Source organism: Luteibacter sp. (assembly GCF_036500425.1).
Taxonomy (GTDB): domain Bacteria; phylum Pseudomonadota; class Gammaproteobacteria; order Xanthomonadales; family Rhodanobacteraceae; genus Luteibacter.
Window position 1 is genome coordinate 17,199 of record NZ_DASYCB010000026.1, and the last position, 21,134, is coordinate 38,332.

23 protein-coding genes are annotated in these 21,134 nt (G+C 65.1%); 7 read left to right on the top strand and 16 right to left on the bottom strand.

Translation table 11 applies throughout. From position 1 onward, the window contains the following. Positions 1 to 22: 22 nt before the first annotated feature. The 4 genes from VGN46_RS06520 to VGN46_RS06535 form a co-directional block, all read right to left on the bottom strand. Positions 23 to 1,846, bottom strand: coding sequence for a GGDEF domain-containing protein (locus tag VGN46_RS06520; protein ID WP_331641907.1), 1,824 nt, complete (start codon positions 1,844 to 1,846; stop codon positions 23 to 25). Positions 1,847 to 1,858: 12 nt separating this feature from the next. After that, positions 1,859 to 2,218 carry a hypothetical protein gene (locus VGN46_RS06525; protein ID WP_331641910.1) on the bottom strand — a complete coding sequence of 120 codons (360 nt, stop codon included), beginning with the start codon at positions 2,216 to 2,218 and terminating at the stop codon, positions 1,859 to 1,861. A gap of 221 nt (positions 2,219 to 2,439) precedes the next feature. Further along, complete coding sequence (locus VGN46_RS06530; protein WP_331641913.1) at positions 2,440 to 3,087, bottom strand: DUF1109 domain-containing protein; 648 nt, start codon at positions 3,085 to 3,087, stop codon at positions 2,440 to 2,442. Continuing rightward, a complete protein-coding gene (locus VGN46_RS06535; protein WP_331641915.1) occupies positions 3,084 to 3,782 on the bottom strand; it encodes a sigma-70 family RNA polymerase sigma factor in 699 nt (232 codons plus the stop codon). Before VGN46_RS06535 ends, VGN46_RS06530 begins: the two co-directional genes overlap by 4 nt. Before the next feature lie 141 nt (positions 3,783 to 3,923). On the opposite strand from VGN46_RS06535, the gene VGN46_RS06540 reads away from it, so the two are divergent. The 6 genes from VGN46_RS06540 to VGN46_RS06565 all read left to right on the top strand — a co-directional run bounded on the left by VGN46_RS06540 (position 3,924) and on the right by VGN46_RS06565 (position 7,425). Next, a complete protein-coding gene (locus VGN46_RS06540; protein ID WP_331641917.1) occupies positions 3,924 to 4,205 on the top strand; it encodes a DUF2282 domain-containing protein in 282 nt (93 codons plus the stop codon). Positions 4,206 to 4,214: 9 nt separating this feature from the next. After that, entirely contained in the window at positions 4,215 to 4,982 is a 768-nt protein-coding gene (locus VGN46_RS06545; protein WP_331641919.1) for a DNA-binding domain-containing protein, read from the top strand. A 2-nt stretch (positions 4,983 to 4,984) separates the two neighbouring features. Further along, positions 4,985 to 5,452 (top strand): DoxX family protein, encoded by a 468-nt coding sequence (locus tag VGN46_RS06550; protein ID WP_331641921.1) that lies wholly within the window; start codon positions 4,985 to 4,987, stop codon positions 5,450 to 5,452. Between the two features lie 89 nt (positions 5,453 to 5,541). After that, positions 5,542 to 5,811, top strand: coding sequence for a hypothetical protein (locus VGN46_RS06555; protein WP_331641924.1), 270 nt, complete (start codon positions 5,542 to 5,544; stop codon positions 5,809 to 5,811). A 46-nt stretch (positions 5,812 to 5,857) separates the two neighbouring features. Further along, positions 5,858 to 6,697, top strand: a complete 840-nt coding sequence (locus VGN46_RS06560) for a DUF692 domain-containing protein (protein WP_331641926.1) — start codon at positions 5,858 to 5,860, stop codon at positions 6,695 to 6,697. Beyond that, positions 6,694 to 7,425 (top strand): DNA-binding domain-containing protein, encoded by a 732-nt coding sequence (locus VGN46_RS06565; RefSeq protein WP_331641928.1) that lies wholly within the window; start codon positions 6,694 to 6,696, stop codon positions 7,423 to 7,425. The genes VGN46_RS06560 and VGN46_RS06565 overlap by 4 nt, the downstream gene beginning before the upstream one ends. A 24-nt stretch (positions 7,426 to 7,449) precedes the next feature. Here the strand turns inward: VGN46_RS06565 and VGN46_RS06570 are convergent, their stop codons facing one another. From VGN46_RS06570 to rclC, 11 genes are all read right to left on the bottom strand, one after another. Then, the gene (locus tag VGN46_RS06570; protein ID WP_331641967.1) at positions 7,450 to 8,757 is read right to left on the bottom strand and encodes a DUF58 domain-containing protein; all 1,308 of its coding nucleotides are present in this window, start codon (positions 8,755 to 8,757) and stop codon (positions 7,450 to 7,452) included. Next, positions 8,757 to 9,764, bottom strand: a complete 1,008-nt coding sequence (locus tag VGN46_RS06575) for a MoxR family ATPase (protein WP_331641930.1) — start codon at positions 9,762 to 9,764, stop codon at positions 8,757 to 8,759. The genes VGN46_RS06570 and VGN46_RS06575 overlap by 1 nt, the downstream gene beginning before the upstream one ends. Then, positions 9,761 to 10,846 carry a hypothetical protein gene (locus tag VGN46_RS06580; protein ID WP_331641932.1) on the bottom strand — a complete coding sequence of 362 codons (1,086 nt, stop codon included), beginning with the start codon at positions 10,844 to 10,846 and terminating at the stop codon, positions 9,761 to 9,763. The genes VGN46_RS06575 and VGN46_RS06580 overlap by 4 nt, the downstream gene beginning before the upstream one ends. Continuing rightward, positions 10,843 to 12,366 carry a DUF4129 domain-containing protein gene (locus VGN46_RS06585; protein ID WP_331641934.1) on the bottom strand — a complete coding sequence of 508 codons (1,524 nt, stop codon included), beginning with the start codon at positions 12,364 to 12,366 and terminating at the stop codon, positions 10,843 to 10,845. The genes VGN46_RS06580 and VGN46_RS06585 overlap by 4 nt, the downstream gene beginning before the upstream one ends. Further along, a complete protein-coding gene (locus VGN46_RS06590) occupies positions 12,356 to 13,333 on the bottom strand; it encodes a stage II sporulation protein M (protein WP_331641937.1) in 978 nt (325 codons plus the stop codon). Before VGN46_RS06590 ends, VGN46_RS06585 begins: the two co-directional genes overlap by 11 nt. Next, on the bottom strand, positions 13,330 to 14,010 hold the full coding sequence (locus VGN46_RS06595) for an RDD family protein (protein ID WP_331641939.1): 681 nt from the start codon (positions 14,008 to 14,010) through the stop codon (positions 13,330 to 13,332). The genes VGN46_RS06590 and VGN46_RS06595 overlap by 4 nt, the downstream gene beginning before the upstream one ends. Then, positions 14,010 to 14,495 carry an RDD family protein gene (locus tag VGN46_RS06600; RefSeq protein ID WP_331641941.1) on the bottom strand — a complete coding sequence of 162 codons (486 nt, stop codon included), beginning with the start codon at positions 14,493 to 14,495 and terminating at the stop codon, positions 14,010 to 14,012. The genes VGN46_RS06595 and VGN46_RS06600 overlap by 1 nt, the downstream gene beginning before the upstream one ends. 234 nt (positions 14,496 to 14,729) lie before the next feature. Beyond that, complete coding sequence (locus VGN46_RS06605) at positions 14,730 to 16,415, bottom strand: hypothetical protein (RefSeq protein ID WP_331641943.1); 1,686 nt, start codon at positions 16,413 to 16,415, stop codon at positions 14,730 to 14,732. Next, the gene (locus tag VGN46_RS06610; RefSeq protein ID WP_331641945.1) at positions 16,412 to 16,558 is read right to left on the bottom strand and encodes a hypothetical protein; all 147 of its coding nucleotides are present in this window, start codon (positions 16,556 to 16,558) and stop codon (positions 16,412 to 16,414) included. The genes VGN46_RS06605 and VGN46_RS06610 overlap by 4 nt, the downstream gene beginning before the upstream one ends. Before the next feature lie 41 nt (positions 16,559 to 16,599). Beyond that, on the bottom strand, positions 16,600 to 18,810 hold the full coding sequence (locus VGN46_RS06615; RefSeq protein WP_331641947.1) for a toll/interleukin-1 receptor domain-containing protein: 2,211 nt from the start codon (positions 18,808 to 18,810) through the stop codon (positions 16,600 to 16,602). Positions 18,811 to 19,175: 365 nt separating this feature from the next. Next, on the bottom strand, positions 19,176 to 19,757 hold the full coding sequence (gene rclC, locus VGN46_RS06620; RefSeq protein ID WP_331641949.1) for a reactive chlorine resistance membrane protein RclC: 582 nt from the start codon (positions 19,755 to 19,757) through the stop codon (positions 19,176 to 19,178). 43 nt (positions 19,758 to 19,800) lie between these two features. Between rclC and VGN46_RS06625 the strand changes: the two genes are divergently transcribed. Further along, complete coding sequence (locus VGN46_RS06625; protein ID WP_331641951.1) at positions 19,801 to 20,178, top strand: hypothetical protein; 378 nt, start codon at positions 19,801 to 19,803, stop codon at positions 20,176 to 20,178. A 4-nt stretch (positions 20,179 to 20,182) separates the two neighbouring features. On the opposite strand, the gene VGN46_RS06630 is transcribed toward VGN46_RS06625, so the two are convergent. Beyond that, the gene (locus VGN46_RS06630; RefSeq protein WP_331641953.1) at positions 20,183 to 21,118 is read right to left on the bottom strand and encodes a LysR family transcriptional regulator; all 936 of its coding nucleotides are present in this window, start codon (positions 21,116 to 21,118) and stop codon (positions 20,183 to 20,185) included. Positions 21,119 to 21,134: the final 16 nt, after the last annotated feature.

Consider the following 21,134-nt stretch of genomic DNA (forward strand, 5'->3'; position numbering starts at 1 on the left):
GACGGCGTGGATTCTCGCTCGATCATACCGCGCGAGGGGACGCGCTTGTGCCAGGTGGATGCGCGGGCATGGCGGAGTCCGCTCCCCCTTCGTCGAGGACGGCGCGGTTACGGCCCATGTGTTTCGCCGCATACAAGGCAGCATCCGCAGCGCGACTCAGCCGCTGAAGGTCGTAGCCCCAGTTATCCGTGCAAGCGAGCCCCATGCTGGCGGTGCAGCTGATCGTTTGGTCATCGATCACCGACGGCGTCGCCGCGAGGGCGAGGCGAAGGCGTTCAACCACGACCGACCCCTGCAGGCGCGGCGTGTCCATCAGCAGCATGCCGAACTCCTCACCCCCCAGGCGGCCGAGCAAGTCGGCCTGCCGCAATTGGCCTTTGCATATCGCCACCACGTGCTTCAGCACGGCATCACCCACGGCATGCCCATAGGTGTCGTTCACCTGTTTGAAGTGATCAAGATCAAGGAATAGCAGGCATGCCTCGCCAGACCTTTTTTCAAGCGTTCGCAATGCACGCTCGGCTTCGCTCATGAAATGCTGATGGTGGTAGATACCCGTCAGACCATCGCACGAGGACAACCACTTGAAGCGAAGTTGAGAGCGCTTTATTCGCACCATCCAGAAGATGATCGAGACAAGGACGAGGACGAGCACCACCACATACAACCGGCTGGTTTCGACGGCATTGGCATCGAGCGCTTGCTGCAGACGCAGGATACGGTTCTGCTTGCTCAGCCCCTCGGTCTCGAACTTCTCGGCAAGGAAGTGCTGACGAGCGGCTTCATAGGCTGCGTTACGTACATTGGCATCACGCAGGTAGCCCTGGTCCTGGATGACATAGCGCTCGTAGTAGTCCAGCGCGCTTGCGTGATGCCCTCGTGACTTTTCGATCGAGTACAGCACGCGGTAGGCGGAGCGGAGCGCCTCGAGCATGTCGCCAGGGTGGCTCATGGCGACCGCCTCAAGCGCCGCCTTTTCCGCCTCGACATCCTTGCCCATAGCCTTGTAGATCTGCGCGCGCTGGCTAGCCAGGTCAATGAGATGCGAAAAATAATCGCTTGACACAACGCCTGGCGTCACGTGCTCGACGGCAGCTAGCGCCTGGTCGAGCTTGTGTTCGGCGATAAGCCGATCAATGAGGATGAGCGAGATCGTGTTCGCAAAGACCGGCTGTCGATCCGCCGCGCAGATGTCGATCGTCTGCTTCAACTCCAGGCTACGCGACGTGAGCTGACGCGCCCCCTCGAGCGCAGTGACCCTTTGCACCATGGCAACGCAAGGCGATTGACCGGCCGGCGTTTCCTTCAGCATCATGTCCGCGTATTTCAGCCCGAGCTGAGGCTCACCCGCGAACGTAAGCATCTGCGACAGGTTTCCCAGGAGAACAAACCGCGCTTCCCGATCGGTCACCTCAGGCAGGCCATCCGCCGCACGCGTCGCAATGGCATAGGCCTCAGCGTACTTCCCCTGCCCACCCAGGCTGAACATCAACGCCGCCGCTGCACGGGTGCCAACGGCATCGTCATCCGCCTGCGCCATGACCCCACGGAGGATAATCTCGGCCTCCGCGTAGCGACCGTTATAGCTGGTCTCCCAGCCATCCAGCAGGTGTAGATAGCGCCTGTCACTCGCTCCCAGGCTCGTCTCATCCCTGTGCAGGTCGGCCAGCATGCTCACGAAACGAGTATGGTCTGATGCGCGCAGCGCGTCTGCCTGGGCAACCCGAACGCGCCCCGTACCCGATGGCGGCTCGGCAGCAGCATGGGCGCAGAACGACAGCGCCCATAGGGCAAGCGCTAAGACGCTCGCCGACGCACGCAGGTAGCGGCCGGCTCTACCGAGCATTCTGGGTAGCCGTCAGTCTGCAGGCGAATCGATGGATTTATCGGGATCCGATTTCGACGTATTGTCCTCACCGCCGTGATCCCTGCCGGGCTTACCGTGGTCGTGGTCGTGGTCGTGGTCGTGGTCGTGATGATGCGAGTGGTCATCACCACCGTCGCCGTCGTGCCCGCTGATGTGGCTAGCGTGCTCGCCGACCAACTCAACGATGCCCAGCTCTTCAATCAGGACCGCGGCGTTACCATTGGCGGCAAATTCGCGCACACCCTGCGATGCACCAGCAGTTTCGAGGGCCTTCGCAAGGTCTGCCGGTGACGCATGACGCCACTGTGCATCGCGGCCGATCGCTTCCAGTAGTTCTACTGTATCGCGCATATTCCTTCCCCTTGGCTTGAGTTCGGCGCTGTTCGCGTACCTGACGACGCGAGACGGCCCGGCATGCCGCGTTAACGGCGGCCGATCAGGATTCTTTAGCCGTCTTTCGTACTGTAGGCCTCGTAGCCGTCCAAAATGCAGGGGAAAGATCTTCCAAGCCCCCCGGCCCCGCCACCCATCAATATGCATGCCTCAACGGATGGCAGAGGCGGATGGCCACCTTACCAGCGCAGCCAGCGTGGCCCGGCCAGCGCGCCCAGCCCGCCGGCGATGAGCATGCCGAGCAGGTACCACACCGACCAGAACGGGGGTGCTATCTCGGGGCAATGCAGGCAATAGGTGATCGCGGCCATCGCACCGGCGAGGAGACCCGCCGCGGCGCCCGCAAGACGCAGGTGCACGGGCGCCATGCCGCGCACGGCCCAGAACACCGCGACGATCGATGGCAGGGAAAGCATGGCGATGAGCGTCGAGCAGACTTTCCACGTATGCCCGAGCACCAGCGCGCCGCGAGCGTCGCCAGGGACCTGTGCGATCACCACACCGGCAAGCACCCAGGCGAGCAGGATGGGCAAGCCAAGGCCTGCCCATCGGCTGCCACCGACGCGGGTGCCCGGTCGTGACAGGCGCAGGGTAATTAGCAGCGCGGCCACGCCGACAGCCGAGGGAAACGCCAGGCGTACCCAGAACATCGGGGTATGGCTCACCTGGGTGAGGTCAGGGCGCAAACCGAGCAGGCCCACCATCAATAGGGATGACGCCGCCAAGCCAGCCAGGATCCCTGCCGAGAAACGGCGGCGTTCAGTCTGCCTGCCAGGCGGCGGCGCAGGTTCGCGGGCGAGGAAGTCGATCAGGTCATCCGTCTTCATGCGCTGCTCCGGATACGGGCAGCGAGCGCCTTCAGCCCGCGATGAATGCCGACCTTCACGGCCGACTCCGACAGCCCGCTACATTCCGCCGCTTCCGCGACGGACAGGCCCTGTAGTTTGACCAACTCGATAGGCAAGCGATGGCGATCCGGTAACGTCTCCAGTAATTGTCCCACGTCGCGACGGGCGTCCGCTGGCTCCGCATCGGAGGCAACAAACAGGTCGTCGTCGTCGATCGGATCGTGCAGGGCTTCGCGCCGGGCATGCGACCTGAAAAAATCCATGAGCTTGTAACGCGTAATCGCGTGGACCCACGCTGTGAGCGGCTCGCCCTCGCGGTACGTGTGACGGGCATTGTGGACGGCGAGCAACGTGTCCTGGAGGATGTCTTCGACATCTTCGAGTGCACGCGGCAGCCGCCGCCGCAGGTAGGCACGGAGGTGCGTGGCCAATCCATCGAGGCACCGGCGATACGCGGCCGCGTCACCCGCAAGCCCGAGGACGAAGCACCGCCTTAGTTCGTGCTCGACCGCAAAGGCGCCTTCCCCTGCGTGCTCGCGCGCTGGATCACTCGTCATCGCCGACCTTTCACTCCTGTGCCGCGCGCCGGGAACCCGCGCGACCATCAGTGTAAACCAGCCAGGACCCATTCCGGGTTGACATATGGCGGGCGAGAGAAAGGGCATGGCGTCCATACCCCCTAGTTCGCGCCCGCGGCGGGCTAGGTTACAGGCGCATGGCAAACGATTTTTCCCGATGCGTGTAACCGAGGGCGCTCACGTGGCGAACTGCTTCATGAAGCCGGCCAACGGGCCCGGCATAGCTGGAGTGGTTCCATGTCCCCTCGTTACGTTGCCTCGTTCGCATTCTCTGTCGCTGCCCTGGTCGCAGGCGTCGCCCATGCTGATGAACAGAAGGATGCGAAGAAGCCTGCTGTCGAAAAGTGCTGGGGTGTCGCCAAGGCGGGCCAGAACGATTGCGCGGCCGGTCCGGGTACCACTTGCGCAGGCACGGCCAAGGCCAACTACCAGAAGAACGCGTGGAAGAACGTTCCCGCTGGCACCTGCACGGCGATCAAGACGCCGAACGGCAATGGTTCGCTGACCAAGATCGGCTGAGCCACCGCCATGCTCGCCCCCACCGTCGGCCATGGCGCTGAGCCGCTCGCTGAACTCCAGCGCGCCTTCCAGGGCGACCTGTTGCGCAGCGAGCCACGCTCGCCTTTTGCAGGCCAACGTGGCTTCGCCGTTCACCGGAGCACGGTGGCCCAGGCGGCCATCGACGCGCTGGAGGCGAACTACCCGGCGGTGGTGTGTCTGGTAGGGATCGAGTGGTTCCGCTCCGTGGCGGCGGCGTACGCCGCGGAGTGTCCCGCCCGCGACGCTCGTCTGCTGCGGTACGGCGCCGGCTTCGCGGATTTCCTGGCCGAGGCGCCCGCAGCGCGCGACCTGCCTTACCTGGCCGACGTTGCCCGGCTCGATCGGCTCTGGATCGAGAGCTATATCGCTGCGGACATCGCTCCGCTATCGGCAACATCGGTCCGGGCCCTCGACGCCAATGCATTGGGCGGTTTGTTCGTTGCGCCGCATCCAGCGACCCGGGTCTCGGCGTCGGCCTCGCCTGCGTTCGCGATCTGGGACGCGAGCCGCGCAGGCCACCCCGTCGCGGGCGACCTTGCATGGGAACCGCAGGCCACCCTGATGACGCGGCCTGTGCACACCGTGCTGGTGGCGACGACGGATGCGCCGACGCTCACCTTTCTTGACGCATGCCGTGCAGGCGCCACGTTGGCTGCCTGTGTCGAACACGTCACACGCTCGCACCCTGCTGCGCGCGTCGATCTTCTCTTCGCCCAGCTGCTTACGGCCGGCGCGTTAACCCTCGCCCAGGAATGACCATGGACTCACTTACCTCCGCCGCTCCTCCCTACACGCTCCGGGATCGATGGAACGCCCTGGCGACGCGCGTCGAAGCGCTGGTCGGGCACAGCTTCCTAGCCCTGGTCAGCCGCGTGTCCATCGCCGCGATCTTCTTCCAGTCGGGCCGTACGAAGGTCGATGGGTTCCTCACGATCACCGAAGGAACCTATGAGCTCTTCCGAACGGAGTACAAGCTGCCGCTGATCCCGCCGGAGATTGCCGCGCACATGTCGGCCTACGTCGAGACCTTCGTGCCGATGTTCCTGGTACTTGGGCTGTGCACGCGCCTGTCGGCCACCGTGCTGCTTGGCATGACGACGATCATCGAGATCTTCGTTTACCCGGATGCGTGGCCGACGCACCTGTCGTGGGCTGCGATCCTGCTTTACCTTATCGCCCGCGGTGGCGGCCGCCTGTCGATCGACCAGTGGCTACGCATCCGCTGATTTTTTTTCTTTGCCGTGTAACCGGCCGGCCTTACCCGGCGAACTGATCCATGCCACTTCGGCATTCCACATCCCTTCGGAGATTCACCATGCATACCGCCACGCATAGCATTGCCGCCGCTGCCGCACTCTTCGCTGTCTCCGCCGCCGCCATCGTGGCGCCTGCACAGGCCGCCGAGCAGGCTGCCGGCAAGACCGTCCATTGCTACGGCATCAACACCTGTAAGGGCACCTCCGATTGCAAGTCGGGCAACCACCAGTGCAAGGGTCAGAACGAGTGCAAGGGCCAGGGCTTCAAGGCTGTGTCCGTGTCCGAGTGCAAGGCCCAGGGCGGCAGCACGACCCCGCCGGCGGCCTGATGATCGTGCCCGGCCGCTCCGGCGGCCGGGTCTTCCGGAGATAACGATGAACACAACGACGCTTCCCACCTTCGCCGGCTTTGGCCTGGGCCTGCGCGTGCCGCACTACGAGGACGTCCTCACGGCCAGGCAACCGCTGGATTTCGTCGAGGTCATCTCCGAGAATTTCATGGTCGATGGTGGCAGGCCGCTGCACATCCTGGAACAGGTGCGCTCACGCTACCCGCTCGCGCTCCACGGCGTGTCCATGAACATCGGCGCCGTCGATGGCCTTGACCTGGACTACCTCAGGCAGCTTCGGCAGCTGGCGGATCGTTTCGATCCACTATGGGTCTCCGACCACGTGTGCTGGACTGGCGTCGATGGTATCCAGGCGCATGACCTGCTCCCGCTTCCGTATAGCGAGGAAGCGCTCGATATCGTCAGCCGGAATGTCATGACCGCACAGGACGTGCTGGGCCGCCCCCTCGTCCTCGAGAACCCCTCCACCTATATCGAATTCCCGGGTTCGATGACCGAGGCCGGCTTCCTCGCCGCGTTGTGTCAGCGGACCGGTTGCTACCTCCTTCTCGACGTGAACAATATCGTCGTGAGCGCCACCAACCACGGGCGCGCCATCGACGAATGGCTCGATCACATCCCGCTGGATCGTGTCAGGCAGATCCACCTGGCCGGGCATAGCCAGGGGCGTGACCTGCTGGTGGATTCGCACGATGCGCCCGTGCCGCTCTCCGTATGGGAGCTCTATCAGCGTTTCGTCGCGCGCCTTGGCCCGGTGGCCACGATGATCGAACGTGACGACCACATTCCACCCTTCGCCGAGTTGCTCGACGAGCTGGGCCAGGCCCGGCGCTATGCGGCGTCCGTGCTCGCCGCTGCCGCATGAGCCTCGCGCGGCTACAACAGCAATTCCTTGCCGCTTTGCTCGAGGGGCACGACACCTCGATCGCAGACCCGCGCGGCCTGCGTGTGTATGTCAATAACTACCACGGACAGTTGCTCGGTTCGCTGCGCGATACGTACCAGCGGACGGCGCAGTGGCTCGGCGACGAGGTGTTCACCGAACTCGCGCGGGCCTACATCGACGCGAATCCGTCGGCCTCGTGGAGCCTCAATGCCTACGGCCAGACGTTTCCGGAGCACGTCGCCCGCGCCATTCTCCTTCCTGATCCGGTCGCGGAACTAGCGTGGCTTGATAATGCACTGCGGGATGCGTTTTACGCCGTGGATGTGGCGCCCCTGACGCTCCACGAACTCGTCATCGAGGACTGGGAGCGCGCGGTATTCACCTTTGTGCCGACGCTGCGGTTCCGGACCATGCACACCAATGCGCCGGCGATCTGGTCCGCACTTGCATCAGCGCAGGAAGCGCCTGACGCCTGCTTGCTGCCGGTACCGGTCGCCGTACGCATCTGGCGCTGCGATCTCACGCCACGCTTCACGAGCATGCCGGTCGCTGAAACCGGTTGCCTCGATCTGGCCATGGCCGGGGGCACCTTCGGCGAGCTCTGCGCATGGCTGGCCGCTCACCAGCCGGAAACGGACACGGCCACCCTTGCGGGGCAGCTATTGCGCGAGTGGTTCAGTGAAGGTCTCGTGGCGGCTCTCGGTTAAAGGGACGGCACCGGCCCACCAGGACTACAACCGCCCTGCCCGCTTGATCGCCAGGTAACGCTCCACAAGCCGCCCCGAGAGTTCGCTGGCGAGCACATCGAGGGTAGCGATGCCTTCGCGACGCAGGCGCGCATGCACAGCGTCACGCTGGTCCAGGTAGCGAAGCGCACCGGCGGTACGGATCGCCGACTCGAGACTCTCGGTGCCGCCGGCCGCGGCGCGATCGAGGGCGAGTTCACGCAGGCTCACGACAAGTACCAGGTGGCGGCGCGAGAGCATTTTCACTGCCGCCCGCAACTCCTCGTCATCTTCATCGCGTACGTTGGTCACCAGCACGACCAGCGCGCGGCGACCCTGGCGCGTCTGTAGCTCGCTCGCCGCATGCAGGTAATCCGTGGCCGTGGGTTGCGCGTAAAGGTCGTAGCCCGCGCCCAGCACCATGTCCATGCCACCTGCGCCCTGCTGCGGCGCCAGCCAGCGGGTCATCTGGCCCGTGCAGGCAAGCAAGCCGACGCTATCGCCCTGGCGCAAGGCGATGTAAGCCAGTGCGAGCGAGGCATTCAACACCTGGTCGAAGTGTGCGACGCCATCGTCTTCCGCCAGCATGCGCCGGCCGCAGTCGAGCATCAGCACCACCTGCTGGTGGCTCTCCTCACGGTACTGGCGCGACATGAGGCGGCCACTGCGCACCGTGGCTTTCCAGTCCACCTTGCGCAAGCTATCGCCTACGCGGTAATCACGCAGTTCCTGGAATTCGGTACCTTCACCGCGTCGACGTTGCAGGCGTGCGCCGACGGATCGCGATGCGAGCTCCACGCTGAGGCCTGCCATGCGTGCCAGCGGCGCGTAGTTCGGGAACACACGGACATCGCCGGGTACATCCAGCGTGCGGCGCACATGCCAAAGGCGCCAGTGCGACGCCACTTCGACCTGGCAACCCGCGAAGGCGAAGCGGCCCCTGGCTGCCGGCCACAACGTGTAGGTGAACGCGAGCTCATGCGCGGGTGATAACACAAGCGCACGTGGCAAGCCCTCCACGCGCCAGCCGCCTGGGTGCATGTCGTGGACGCGCACGCGTTGCCTGCGTGCGCCTTCGCAGCGCAGGCGCAGGGTGACCTCCGCGCGCTCGCCCAGGGGCAACACGGCGTCCAGCTGGCGAACCAGACGAGGTGACGGTGCGCGCGTGGCTCGCCACGCGTCGACCAGCGCGATCATCGCCAGCGACGCCCCGGTCGCTGCCCATGCCAGTAACGGCAATACGTCGAGTGCCGCGAGCACGCCCACCAGGAACCAGCCAGCGACCAGCGACAACAGCGGTGCGGCGGGGCGCATCATCGGCGAGGTGCGGGTACTTTGTGCAACAGGCCTTTGAGGATGTCTTCCACATGCTGGCCATCGATCAAGGCTTCCGGCGCGAGCACGATGCGATGACGAAGGGCCGGGATAGCGACGCCACGCACATCGTCGGGTGTGACGAAATCGCGACCATCGAGTAGCGCCGCGGCGCGGGCCAGACGAATCAGGGCGAGGCCGCCGCGCGGCCCGGCGCCGGTCATTACGCCAGGCCATTCGCGCGTGGCGCGTGCGATGCGTACCGCGTAGTCCACCACTTCATGGTCAACCCGCAAACTGGCGACCATGCGCTGGATGGCGATCAGGCCCGCGTCATTCATGACCGCGGCGACCCGCGAGACATCCAGGTCGGCGGCCACCTGGCCGCCGAGCACCTCGGTGACCATGCGTGTCTCATCAGCCAGCGCCGGGTAATCGATCTGAACCTTTACCAGGAAGCGATCCAGTTGCGCCTCCGGCAGCGCATAGGTGCCTTCCTGCTCGATCGGGTTCTGCGTGGCCACGACCATGAAGGGTTGCGGTAACGGGAAGCGCCGGCCTTCGATGGTGACCTGGTTCTCCTGCATCGCCTCGAGCAGCGCCGCCTGGGTCTTCGCGGGCGCGCGGTTGATTTCATCGGCCAGCAACAGGTTGGCGAACACCGGGCCACGACGGATCTGGAAGCGCTCGGCCTTCATGTCGTAAATGGCGTGGCCAGTCACGTCGGATGGCATGAGGTCGGGCGTGAACTGGACGCGACCGAAACTACCGCCCACGGCACTGGCGAGCGCGCGTACGAGCAGCGTCTTGCCGAGGCCGGGCACGCCTTCGATCAACACGTGGCCCGCCGCGAGCAGGGCCAGCAGCACCTGTTCGAACACCTGCGGCTGGCCGATGAAGGCGTGCCCGACCTGCGCGCGTAGCGCAGCGATCCGTTGCGCGACCTGTTCGGGGGTGAAGCTGACCGGCGTCGCGGTATCGCGCGGGGTCTCGACGGGGGTGTTCATGCGTGTCTCCGCAAACGGGAAAGGATGGCGACGCTTTCGCGAAACGCGTTCGCGTCGACAGGAGGCTGGAAGGCCCGCGCGATATCAGCGGGCGCCTCGTCGAATCGTTCAGCCAGGCGGGCATACAACAGCTCACCTTCGAGGCAGTCCGTACCGGGATCGATGCGTCGTGCGCGGGCGAGCACGCCAGCACATACGCGCGTGTGCAGCCCGCGACCACGATCGCGGCCGTACAGGAATTCACCCGCCGCCTGGACATGCTCCACCAGGGCGCGGCGATCGTCGCCCGGTGAATCGAGCAAGGGACCGAACCGCACCGCACGCGACACGGCCCACGCGAGCAGCAGGACAGCGAACGCCAGCATCGCGGGCCAGCCGCGGGTGAACACGAGGCTCCAGATGCGGTCGCCATCCACGCGATATACCAGCGAGGCAGACTGCTCCTGGTTGTCCAGGTGGAGCACGCGGGTGACCAGGCGCCGCGCCACGGGATCGTCGAGCCCACGACCACTGAACGGATCCAGCGACGGCACCAGCGTGATCTGGCCTTCGCCATAGTGAAGCGTCACCAGCAGGTCGCCCTTGTGATCGCCCAGGCCGTCGATGCGCGCGCTCGCGCGCTCGGTTACCCGTGTCCCGCACCACTCGTACGACTTCTCGCCGGCTTCGCCCTGGATCGCAAGGCAACCCGTACCGGCCGGGACCAGGCCGGCGTCGCCCGCCACCTCTTTCCAGAACGGTCCCCGGTCGAAGTCCCCGGGAGCGCCGGTCCGGACCACCAGGGTGCTGCCGTCGGCGACGAGACCGAGCAGGTCATCCACGTCGCCGCGGTCGAGGTTGGCAGGATTGACGCCCAGCAGGACCAGCGACTCGTTGTCGTCCGGAATGCCGTGCGCCGAATGCGCGGCGAGGCCCATGCCACGCATCACACCCTCGAGCGCGTAGAAGCGGTTGGTCGCCGCCTTGCCCGACGCGGGAATATCGACCTCGACATCCTTGCGTTCGAACACGCTGGTAAAGCCGATCACGCAGAGCAGCACGAATGCGATCAAGGCCACGGCCCATGCGATCCCGCGGGTCATGCGCGCTCCACCGGCCAGCCCGTGAGCAGGGCTGCCATATCATCGTCGCTCGGGTACCGATCCGCGTAGGCGGCATATTGCCAGGTCCGGACGATGCGGATAGCACGCCGGCTCGCATCATCGTCACCCAGGCGTTGCGCGCCCGCGATCGCATCGGCTTCGGTGGCATCCGCCGGTACAGGCTCGTCCAGCCGTGCGGATACATGCTCGACGGTGCCGCGATACAACAGCGCGAGGGCTTCACGCCGCGAGCCGATCTGCCAAAGCCGGCCGGCCTCGTCGCCGAAACCTTTGCCTGCAGCGGGAGCGACCGGCGATGTATCGATACGACTCGGCGCACGCGCGACGGCGGCCACCGTCGCCCTGCCGATGCCACGCGTGGGCCAGCGTCGCAGTGCGAACCAGGCCAGCCAGCCCACGCCGACGATCAGCACCGCGATAAGTACAGTCTTGACGGCGAGGCCCGCGCCACCGCGGTCATCCGCCAGCGCAGGTTCATCGCGCTCGCGTTCTGCAGGGGGTGTGACTTTGGACGGATGCTTGAGTGACCAGCGCAGTTCATGGCCCTTGCCGCCAAGCAAGGGATCGGCCATGACCTTGGCCGATACGCGCGCCATGCGCGTATCCGTGCCGCCGGCCGGTGCAGGAAACGATGTGCTCAACGTAATGGACACCGCTTCCGGCTTCACTGCGTGCGGCACATCGGCGGCGTTAACGGGTGTGCTGGCGATACCGATGACCAGGAGCAGCGCCACCACCGTCCCCGCCGCGACCAGGCGATCACGCAGGCGACGGAACGCGAGGTCGAGATCCCACGCTTCCAGCTCCGTGCGGCGGCCCAGGTACATCGCGAAGCCACCCGTCGTGCATAGTGGCTCGGCCACGGACATGCCGAGGTACCAGGCCACGATCAGTGGAATGGCGAGCCAGTGCGGCATGCTCTTCAGGTACCAGGAGTTCACCCAGTACGACTCCCACAGCTCGGAGGGGATGAACATGGGCAGGAACAGCAAGAGGCTCAGTGCCAGCACCCACTCGAACATGACGCAAGTCAACATGAGCGCGGTGCCCGGCCCTTCCACACCTCGACCGAACACTTTCCAGCGCCGTGCCTGCGCCTGGCGATCCAATCCTTCCAGGTAAATGATCGGTTGCAGCACACTGCGACGCGGATCCAGCCGGCGGAACGTCAGCCAGCCCCACATACCTTTCAGACCCCATGCCCAGACGCTACGCAAGGCCTCGCGCCATCCTGGCGCGTCGGCGAAGACGGCGCGCGACACCACGTAAAGTGGGATACGCGCGAACAGCGGCTTCATCCACCACACGAACAACAGCGGGATCCACGGGCGTCCCAGCCATACTTCCAGCGCGATGGCGGCCGCCAGGAACGGCAGCGAGGCGATGAACCACGCGATGAAGATCGGCCGCGCATGCTGGCGCAGCATGGCCACGCCAAGATCCATCGATTCGCGGGCCGTACGGACGCGTAGTGCGACTGAAATGCGCTCAATCTCCAAGGTGCCTCCCGCGTCCGCCGAGCAGCAGCCAGCTAGCTACCAAGGCCCACAGCAAGGCTCCGCTGCCGAACTTGACGATATCGGGGAATGACGCGACCGATGACCAGAACGCCTCGATGAACGCGGCGACCACCAACATCAGGAACGCACCCAGTACCAGTTGCGCGCCCACGCTACCCGCCGCACGCAATGCATCGCCGCGGCGCATGCGCCCCGGGGCGAGCAAGGTGTAGCCGAGACGCAGGCCGGCCCCGCCTGTGATCACGAGCGCGGTTAACTCGAACGCGGAGTGCGCCACCACGAATCGCCAGAAGGGGCCACCGTACCCAATAGCGTCGAGATGTCCGGCGACGCCCCCCATGAGGATGCCGTTGGCCACCAGCACGTACACGGCCCCAATGCCAAAGAACAGGCCCGACGCGAAGGTTCGGAAAGCGATCCCTACGTTGTTGAGCACGTAGTGGCCGAACATGGCAACGTCGGTACCGCTGGTACGTCCGATCCGGTCCCGTGCCGGGTCGTACATGTGCTCGAACTCGTCCAGCTTGTGCCCGGCGAAAATCATGCTCGCCACCTCCGGGCGAAAATGGATCAGCACCATGCAGGCGACCGTGGGCAGGTAGAGCAGCGCCGCCGCGATCAGCATCGCTTTCCATTCGCGGCGCACCAGGCAAGGGAAGCCCGAGACGATGAACTCACCCACCCGGTGCCAGCGCGGCGCGGGCGGCCGGTACAGCAACCGGTGGCCCATCTCCACGATGCGCTGCAGGCGATCCGTCACGTCGTGGCTGTAGCCACGTGCGCGCGCGATGGCGAGGTGCTGGCAGATGCGCCGGTATTGACTCGGAAAATCCTTGCCCTGCTCGGCGAGCACCGACGACCACGCCTTGCGGCCACTGCCGCGCATCCAGGCCTCAACCTCCGACCAGGCGGCATCATGCATGGCGACGAACCGGGCTTGCTTCACGAGCGCCCCAACAGCCAGTTGGCATGCGCCACCAGCTTGCGGAGGCCGGCATTTCCCATGCGGCCGGTCAGCGGTTCCAGCAGGTCCGCGAGTTCACGCTGGCGTGCCTCGTGCAGGTTCCGCGAGCGGCCGGCGAACGCCACGATCGCTTCCTGTTCTTCGAGGCGTAGTGGCGTCGCAGGCGCTTCGGCCACTTCCTGCGGCACCTCCGCGAGAGCACCGCGCCCGAGCACATGGACAACCATGGTGCCGGCAACGATGTCGCCGATGCGCCGACCGTGCGGATCCAGGAGGCAGCAGGCCAGGCCGACGCCGTAGACGCCGGGCAATCCGTCCACGGTGCGCAGCAGGTTACGTACCACGGACGGTAACAGGGTGACCGGCGTGCCATCGCTATTGACCACGCGCAAACCGATCATGCGCTTGCCGGGCGTCTGGCCATCGGCCCAGACCTCGAATGGCACGCTGTAAATCCAGTACACGGCAAAGAGCACGAGCATGCCAATGCCCATCCCCGTACGCCCGAGCGTGCCCAGGATCGCCAAAAGGACGAACGCGGCGATCGCCCTCAGGCCAAAGTCGATAAGCCACGCATGGGCGCGCGGGATCGCTCCAGCTGCATGCAACCGGAGCGAGACGCCCTCGGGCGTCTCGATCTGGCGGACCGTATCGAGCATCAGGCGTCGACGACGATGGTGCCCGCGATGTGGTCGTGGATGCAGCGGCGGTCACTGGCGAAGATGACGACCACATCCAGAAACGACAGGAACTTCACGACCGGGATGAGCGAGATCACGGCAAGCGGCAGCCAGCGCAACAGCAAGATGCGCCATAGCGGTGCCGGCGAACCGTCAGCCATGACCACCTTGGTGCCGACGATTTTCTTGCCCAGGGACTGGCCGTTCTTGTGCAGCAGCGTGATGTTGATCGCGCACAAGGCGATCAGTAGGATGAAGCCCAGGATGGCCGCCGAGGGACTCATTTTCTGGTGACCCATCGTGGAGTAGGTCCATGGAGCGATGCAGATGACCGTGAAGATGCCATCGAGCATGGCGGCGCCAAAGCGCTGGCCGCGACTGGCCTTCACCCGCTCCAGCCTGGCGGGACTGATGGTGCCGGTATCGAGCTCGGCAGTGGGTGCGGCGTACGGGTTGTTATCCATTCCGTGGGTCCTGTCTGGGTGATAGCGTCAGCGGTTCGTAAGGCTGAGCTCGCACGGCACCCGCCCGCGCGCCACGGCAGGCTGCGCCTGCAATGCGGCGACGAAAGTGACGTTTGACCCCCTGCCCCTGTGCCGCCCTGATCCAAGCGGGGGCACCAGGGGCGAGTATAGGCACGCGCAGGCGGCCAAGCAAAGTATCCCATTCCCCTGCCTGATCGGCGCCCCCCACGGGTGCTACAGCTTGCTGTGCTCCACCTGGCGCTCGCGCTGCATAAGCGTCCACTCGGCGTGCTCGGTGAGGGCCGCCTCGCCGAGCGCATGCAGGATGGCGCGCTGTTGTGCCGGATCACGCGTGCGGTCGAGGGCGCAACGTGCGCTGGTAAAGATGCGCTGCATGAAGCGGTACTGGCGCATCAGTTCGCGGTCAGCCTTGCGGTAGGCGTATGCCTCACGCACCGCCGCGACGATCGAGAGCACGGCCATCACCGTCACCAGGGTGATCTTGGCCTCTTCGCCTAGCCGCAAGGCAAACAGGGCTAGGAACACGCTGATCGCGATTCCGCCCCATAAACTGATGCGCCCGACGGTCTCGGTGATGTGGTGCAAGCCGGTACGTTCGGCGGTCTTGGATTCGTAGTAGTGAAGCTGGCCAGACAGGCCAGGCTCGCCGACCCATTCGGCGATCACCTCCTGCAGGCTCGCTTCGCCAGGCTCTTCCGGGTGGGTCGATGGGTACAGGCTCGCCGCGCGCATCACGTTGCGGATCCAGCCCAGCTCGATGTTCTGCTTCTGCAGGAAGTTATCGTGCGCGAACTCATGGTCGGCGCTTGCGGCGATGCCGGCACGACGCCAGCACGACTGGATACGCAAACCCTCCGCGAGCGCCCGGTAATCCAGGTACTTACGATGCCAACCACGCCGCCGCGCCAGCAGCGCGACGAAGCCGCCCGTGGCGAACAGCAACAAGAAGCCATAGATCAGCGAGTTGTTCCCCGGCAGGTGGGCGTAGAACGTGAACGCGATGCCCATCAGGGCGGCCACGGTATACGTGGCGCGCAGTGCCAGCACGACACGTTTGCGGAAATGAATCGCCAGCCAGTCCGCGGCGTGGAAGACTTTCTCGATCGTGGCGGTCGCGCCGCAGGGGCTGCCATGCAGGTCGCGGGGTGCGTCATCGATCTCGCTGGCGTGGCGCCGCGCATCCTCGTTGAATTCGGCCATGCGCTCGAACATCAATCGAAAATCGTTCGGAAGACAGGGCTGGAATGACATGTCGTCCGCGATGCGCCAGCCTGCTTCCAACGCTTGCAGCCCTTCAGCAACGGGCTCCCCCGCGCGCGGGCAGACGATGTGATAAAGCAGGCTCTCGTCCCCGCCCGCCAGCACGTGGCGCAAATGCTGGTGTCGTAAAGCTGGCCCCGGCAGCCCACCGGTCAGGTGGTAGTGCACGATCTGCGCGGTACCCCCGACGCCGTTCGCCTCGTTGCCATCCCATAGCGCGAGAAGCACGTGGCAATGGCTCGCAATGTAGACACCGGCCTTCGCATATTGCCGATCGCGCGCGGCGCCCGGTGCACCCACGATGTGCCGCGGCATCTCCATCAGCCGCGGCAACAACACGACTTCCGCCCGTTTGCTCAAGGACTCAAACGTGGCGTGCACGCCAGCATCGTCGAAATCGTCGACATACAGGTCCGGTGGCAGGGGGAGCGGCGCCACTAGCCGCGCCCCCACGCCAAGGGCTTCTTCCGCCACGAGCTGGTCGCCTCCCTCTGCCAGGGCGGACAGGACCAGTAACGGCAACCCCGGAAAATCCTCCTGGAGGTGCAGGAAAAAGGCCCTGACCTTTGCACGAACTGGCTCGACATCCTCGGGTGCGATATCACGATGGCTGGTGACACCGACAACCAGTGGGGTCATGAGGGCTTGATGCCTGATTTCTTGGTCACGTCGGGCTTGTCCATGAACCGCTGGGGCACAGCGTTTTCCGGCGTGTCAGCATCGTTCTCGCGGAGGTCCTGGCGCTCGTCTTCGGATGAATCGTCACGTGGATTGTTGGACATGTCGTTCTCCCACTGCGGTGGTGGATCACACCCGGCCCCTGCTACCGGCTTCCGCCCGTCGCCGCCACCCGTTCGCGCTGGGCGACTTCATTGACGGGGTATTCGATGTGCACGCGGCGTAACTGCTGGACCAGGGCGGGATCGCGGTATCCCGCGCTCCAGAGCCCGCGAATGGCGGCTTCCGCCTCATCATGGCGCCCGAGCGCCAGCAGCGCCTCGACGCGCAGCGCGACAAGCCGCGGGTCGGCCTGCCCACTGATCACGGCCTGCGCGTCGCGTAGCGAGGCCTCGCGCAGTGCGCGTGCCGCCGCCGTGTCGCGCGTCGCGGCAGCGGCAGCGAGGCGCGCGTCGAGCGTGGCCAGCAGCGTGGCACGATCGGCCGGCTGCGCCGCGCGCAAAGGCTCGAGGACCTGCAAGGCCTCATGGGCGGCGGTAGTGGCCGCGGCGGCATCCCCACGTAACAACGCCTGGATGGATGCTTCGCTGCGCGCTTCCGCGTACTCGCGTTTCCACGCTGCGTTCTCGGGGTCCTGCTTGTGTAACGCAGCGAAGATCGGCAGTGCCGTAGCTATCAGGCTGCTCGCTCCAGTGGCGTCGCCTGCCAGGCGGCGAAGACGCGCAAGTTGCGTGGAGAAAAGAGCGACGTGCTCCTGCGCATCGGTATTCGTCGCATCCAGCGCGACCAGGGCGTGGGCCGAGTCGACCGCGCGCTGTAGCCGCTCGGTACCCGCGCTGACATCACCCGCGAGTACCTGCGCGCGGCCGAGGATCGCCTGGACCGTGAGCAGGCTGTCGCGCCGGCTCGCATCCTTCGGATCCGCGCGGCTGAGTCGGGCCTGGATGGCTTCGTCGTCTGCGTAGCGGGTGATGGCTTCGGCGAGCTCACCGCGCATCAGGGCCAGCTTGCCCAGGTTGTAGTGGGCCGCACCCAGCCATTCAGCGACATCGGCATCGTGCGGTGTCGCGTGGGCGAGCCGCTGCAGCCGATCGAGCATGTCGCGGTAATGCTTCTCGGCTTCGTCGAGCGCACCTCGCGTCTCCATGACCCGGCCCATGTTGTTGTCGAGCATCGCGAGCTGGAAGTGCAGGTCGTTGTTGTCTGGAGCGGCCTGCTCCGCCCCCGAAAGGAGCGACCGGGCACCGGCGAACGACTGCTGTGCATCGTCCAGGCGCCCCTGGCGCCAATGCACCATGCCGATGAAGGTCGTGATCTCGGCCAGGAGGACCTGGCGCGGCACGTCGGCTGGCGTTTCTGCGACGAGGCGGGCGGCGACGGTACGGGCCGCCTCGTACGACACCAGCGCGGCCTCGAGCCGGCCCTGGTCGAGCCGTACGCTGCCGATTTTTTCCAGCGCAGTGGCCCGCTGGAGAAGCGCCCGGTCACTCAGTTCGTTAGAAGGCTGCGCCTGGAAGTACGCCATGGCGCGGTCATCGACCGCCTCCAGGATATCGAGCCGCGATACCTGTGCGAGCTTGTCGTTGAGATCGCCGAGCATGAAGGCGACGAGATCTTCCGCGTTCTTTTGCCGGCGCTCCGCCACGTGGCTTGCCGCCACCGCATCGCGCCGCGCCAGCGTCGCATTGATGGCAAGGATCGTTGTCACCACCGTCACAGCGACCGCTACCGCGGATAACGCGACCGCACGCCGCGCCCGGCGTTGCAGGTCACGCCGCTTCAGCATATCGAGGTCCAGGCCAAGCATGCCCGCGACCAGCTTGCAGAGTGCATCGGTCTTGCCATCGCCACCCGGGCGCACATCGGCCGCCAGCGGCTCGATCACATCGGCGGTGAGGTTGCCTTCCGCGTCATAGCGTTGGCGCAACGCGGGTGGAAAGCACTCTTCCGCGCCGCGCCCGGGAATGCGGCTTGCATTGGGTTCACCGGCGACGACGAGGCAGAAAATTCGCTCCGTGCCCCCCAGGCGCTGATACGTGCGCACCTCTTCATCTACCCAGCGCGATAGCGCGGCTTCCGGCGAACAGACCACCAGGAGGCACGCCGATTGCGTGAGGGCTTCAGTGACCTTCTGGCCGAGATCACGCGCTGTGGCCAATTCATCCGTGTCGCGAAACACCGGCGCGAGTCTTTTGGGAACGGCACCCAGATCGGTGACGCGCCCGATGAGCCGGTGTGGAATCGCGTAGGTCTCCAGCGCACGGTGCAGCCAAGCCGCCCAGGCCTTGTCCCGGTGGCTGTAGCTGATGAAGGCTCGATAGCGACGTGCCGTCGTCGCCGACCGTTGCGCTACCACGCGTGCTCTCCCCACGACGAACTGCCGAAGCCGCCCCATCCACCCCCAAGGGATAAGGCACCGGCTTGCCCGCCCTGCCCGGACACGCAAGGGATTACGCTAGCACCAAAACGTGATTGGCATCACATTATTACGTTTTACCCGGACACAATTTAAAGCCGAAATTTCACTTAGGCGATTCGGCCGACTAGCGCGTGTTCGTCGATCCACGGCATCGTGGCGGCGGACATCCGGTAGCGACGTGCCTGATCTCCGAACACCGCAACGCCCTGCCCGGTCATTGGCCCTGCCACCGACCACGCCATTACCTGCGCCGACGTAAGGAGAGATACGCCGGCGCAGGTAACGGATCCTCACGCGTGAATTCAGACTCGGGCGCGCTTCTCGGCGAGGATGCGCTTGGCGGCATCGATGCCGATCACCCATGCGCCAGCAAGCATCAGCGTGTCCTTGATCACCAGGCGGCCTGCGCCAGAAAGATAGGGGAAGCCGTGTTGGGCATCGCCTAGAGCGGGCACCCAGGCTTCGGGCGTGGTGAACAGGAATGACAGGGTCACGAGTGTCGTTCCGAAGGAAAGAAACGCACCTAACAAGCCCAGGCGCTTCGAGAACGGGAACGAGAGCACCAGGAACGCGATGCTCAGTTCGACGACACCAAGCCCACGCGAAAAACCATAGGTATTGTTCTGCTGCTGCCATGCGCGCTGCTCGGGCACGAGTTGGCCTTCGTGGGTCAGGTGCGCCTTGTACTCGGTCGGGTGCTCGTAGAAGAACGACATCACCGGGCTATTCGCCACGAAGGGGGTAATGCTATCTGCCTCGAACGGCACGAACTTGAGCGCCCCGATCCAGATGAAGACAACGGCGATGGCGATGCGGACCAGGTTCGGTCCGATGGATTCGAGGCGAACGAAGCGTTCCAGCAGGGAACGAAAGGCGGTATTCATGTCAGCTCCAGGGTTAACGGGCCGTAGGGCCCGGCTGACGGCTATGCTCCGCTCGCTCCATCGAGATAATAAGGCGATAAATGATCAAATTCTGGCGCAATCGTCTCATGCGCCCATGGGCCGGCGGCGCCGCCTTTCCACGATGTTCAGCCGCATGGCTAGCTTTCGTGCGATGCTGGCTCCACGTCATACCTCAAAGCAGTCGACCCCGACCGGAGCAGCGATGAAGCGTTTCACGATCCTGGCAGCGATCCTTGGTGTAGCAGCCTCCCTTTACATGGCGGGTTTCGCCACGGGCGCTATGTTCCTTTTCGCCGCCGGCGCACTCTTCGAGGCCGCTTTCTGGATCACGCTGCTGCGTAAACCGCGCCCTGTCCGCGTCGTGGTCAAGCGCGACGACGTGCGGCGCCCCCGTCGCTAAGCGCTCAGGCCCGTCGCCACGACGGGCTTTGCCACGCGGCCAGCGCATCCAGGAAGACCTGCAGACGCTGCGGCATGAAACGGCGCGTGGGATAGACCGCGTGCACGGGGAATTCGGGCGATGCCCACTCCGGCAACAGCCGCACAAGCTCGCCCGAGGCGAGCATCTCATCGCAATAGGCGGTCGGCAGAAAGCCGACACCGTGGCCGCGGTAAACGAACGCACTCACTGAATTGAAATCACGGCTCGAAAGTGGCCCGGTGACGTGCACGCGTTCCCTATGCTTGCCCTTCGTCAGTAGCCACTCGGCCTGGTTATTTCGTGCGTTGATCATCACGCACTCGAAACCCATGAGGTCTTCGGGCTTCTGCGGTAATTTTCGCCCGGCAAGGAAATCGGGCGTGGCGACGACATAGCGCACGCTGGTGCCGATGTTCCGAGCCACCAGCGACGAATCGTGCAGATCGCCATAACGTATGGCGACGTCGATGTTTTCCCCGATCAGGTCGAGGAATGCGTTGGTGATGAACAAGTCCACGCGAATGCGCGGATAGGCACGCATGAAATCCGAGACAAACTCAAAAAACGGCGCCTGGCCAAGGATCACCGGCACGGAGATGCGCAACAAGCCCTCAGGCGTGCGCTGGGTCTCGGTCAGAGCGCGCTCCGCGTCATGCAGCTCGTTGAGCGGTTCGCTGCACTGTTCGTAGTACGCCCTGCCCTGCACGGTAAGACTCAGCTTGCGCGTCGTGCGCTGGAGCAAGGTGACACCGAGCTCCTCTTCCAGCGCGGTCACCCGCCGGCTCACCGTGGATACGGGCATGCCGAGGGCCTGTGCGGCACGGCTGAAGCTGCCCAGCTGGGCCACCCGGACAAAGACGGCGATGTCGTTGAGATCGAGCATGCCGGGACTTTTGCACAGATGGAAAAGAGATTCCACATTTTTCCATCTAATC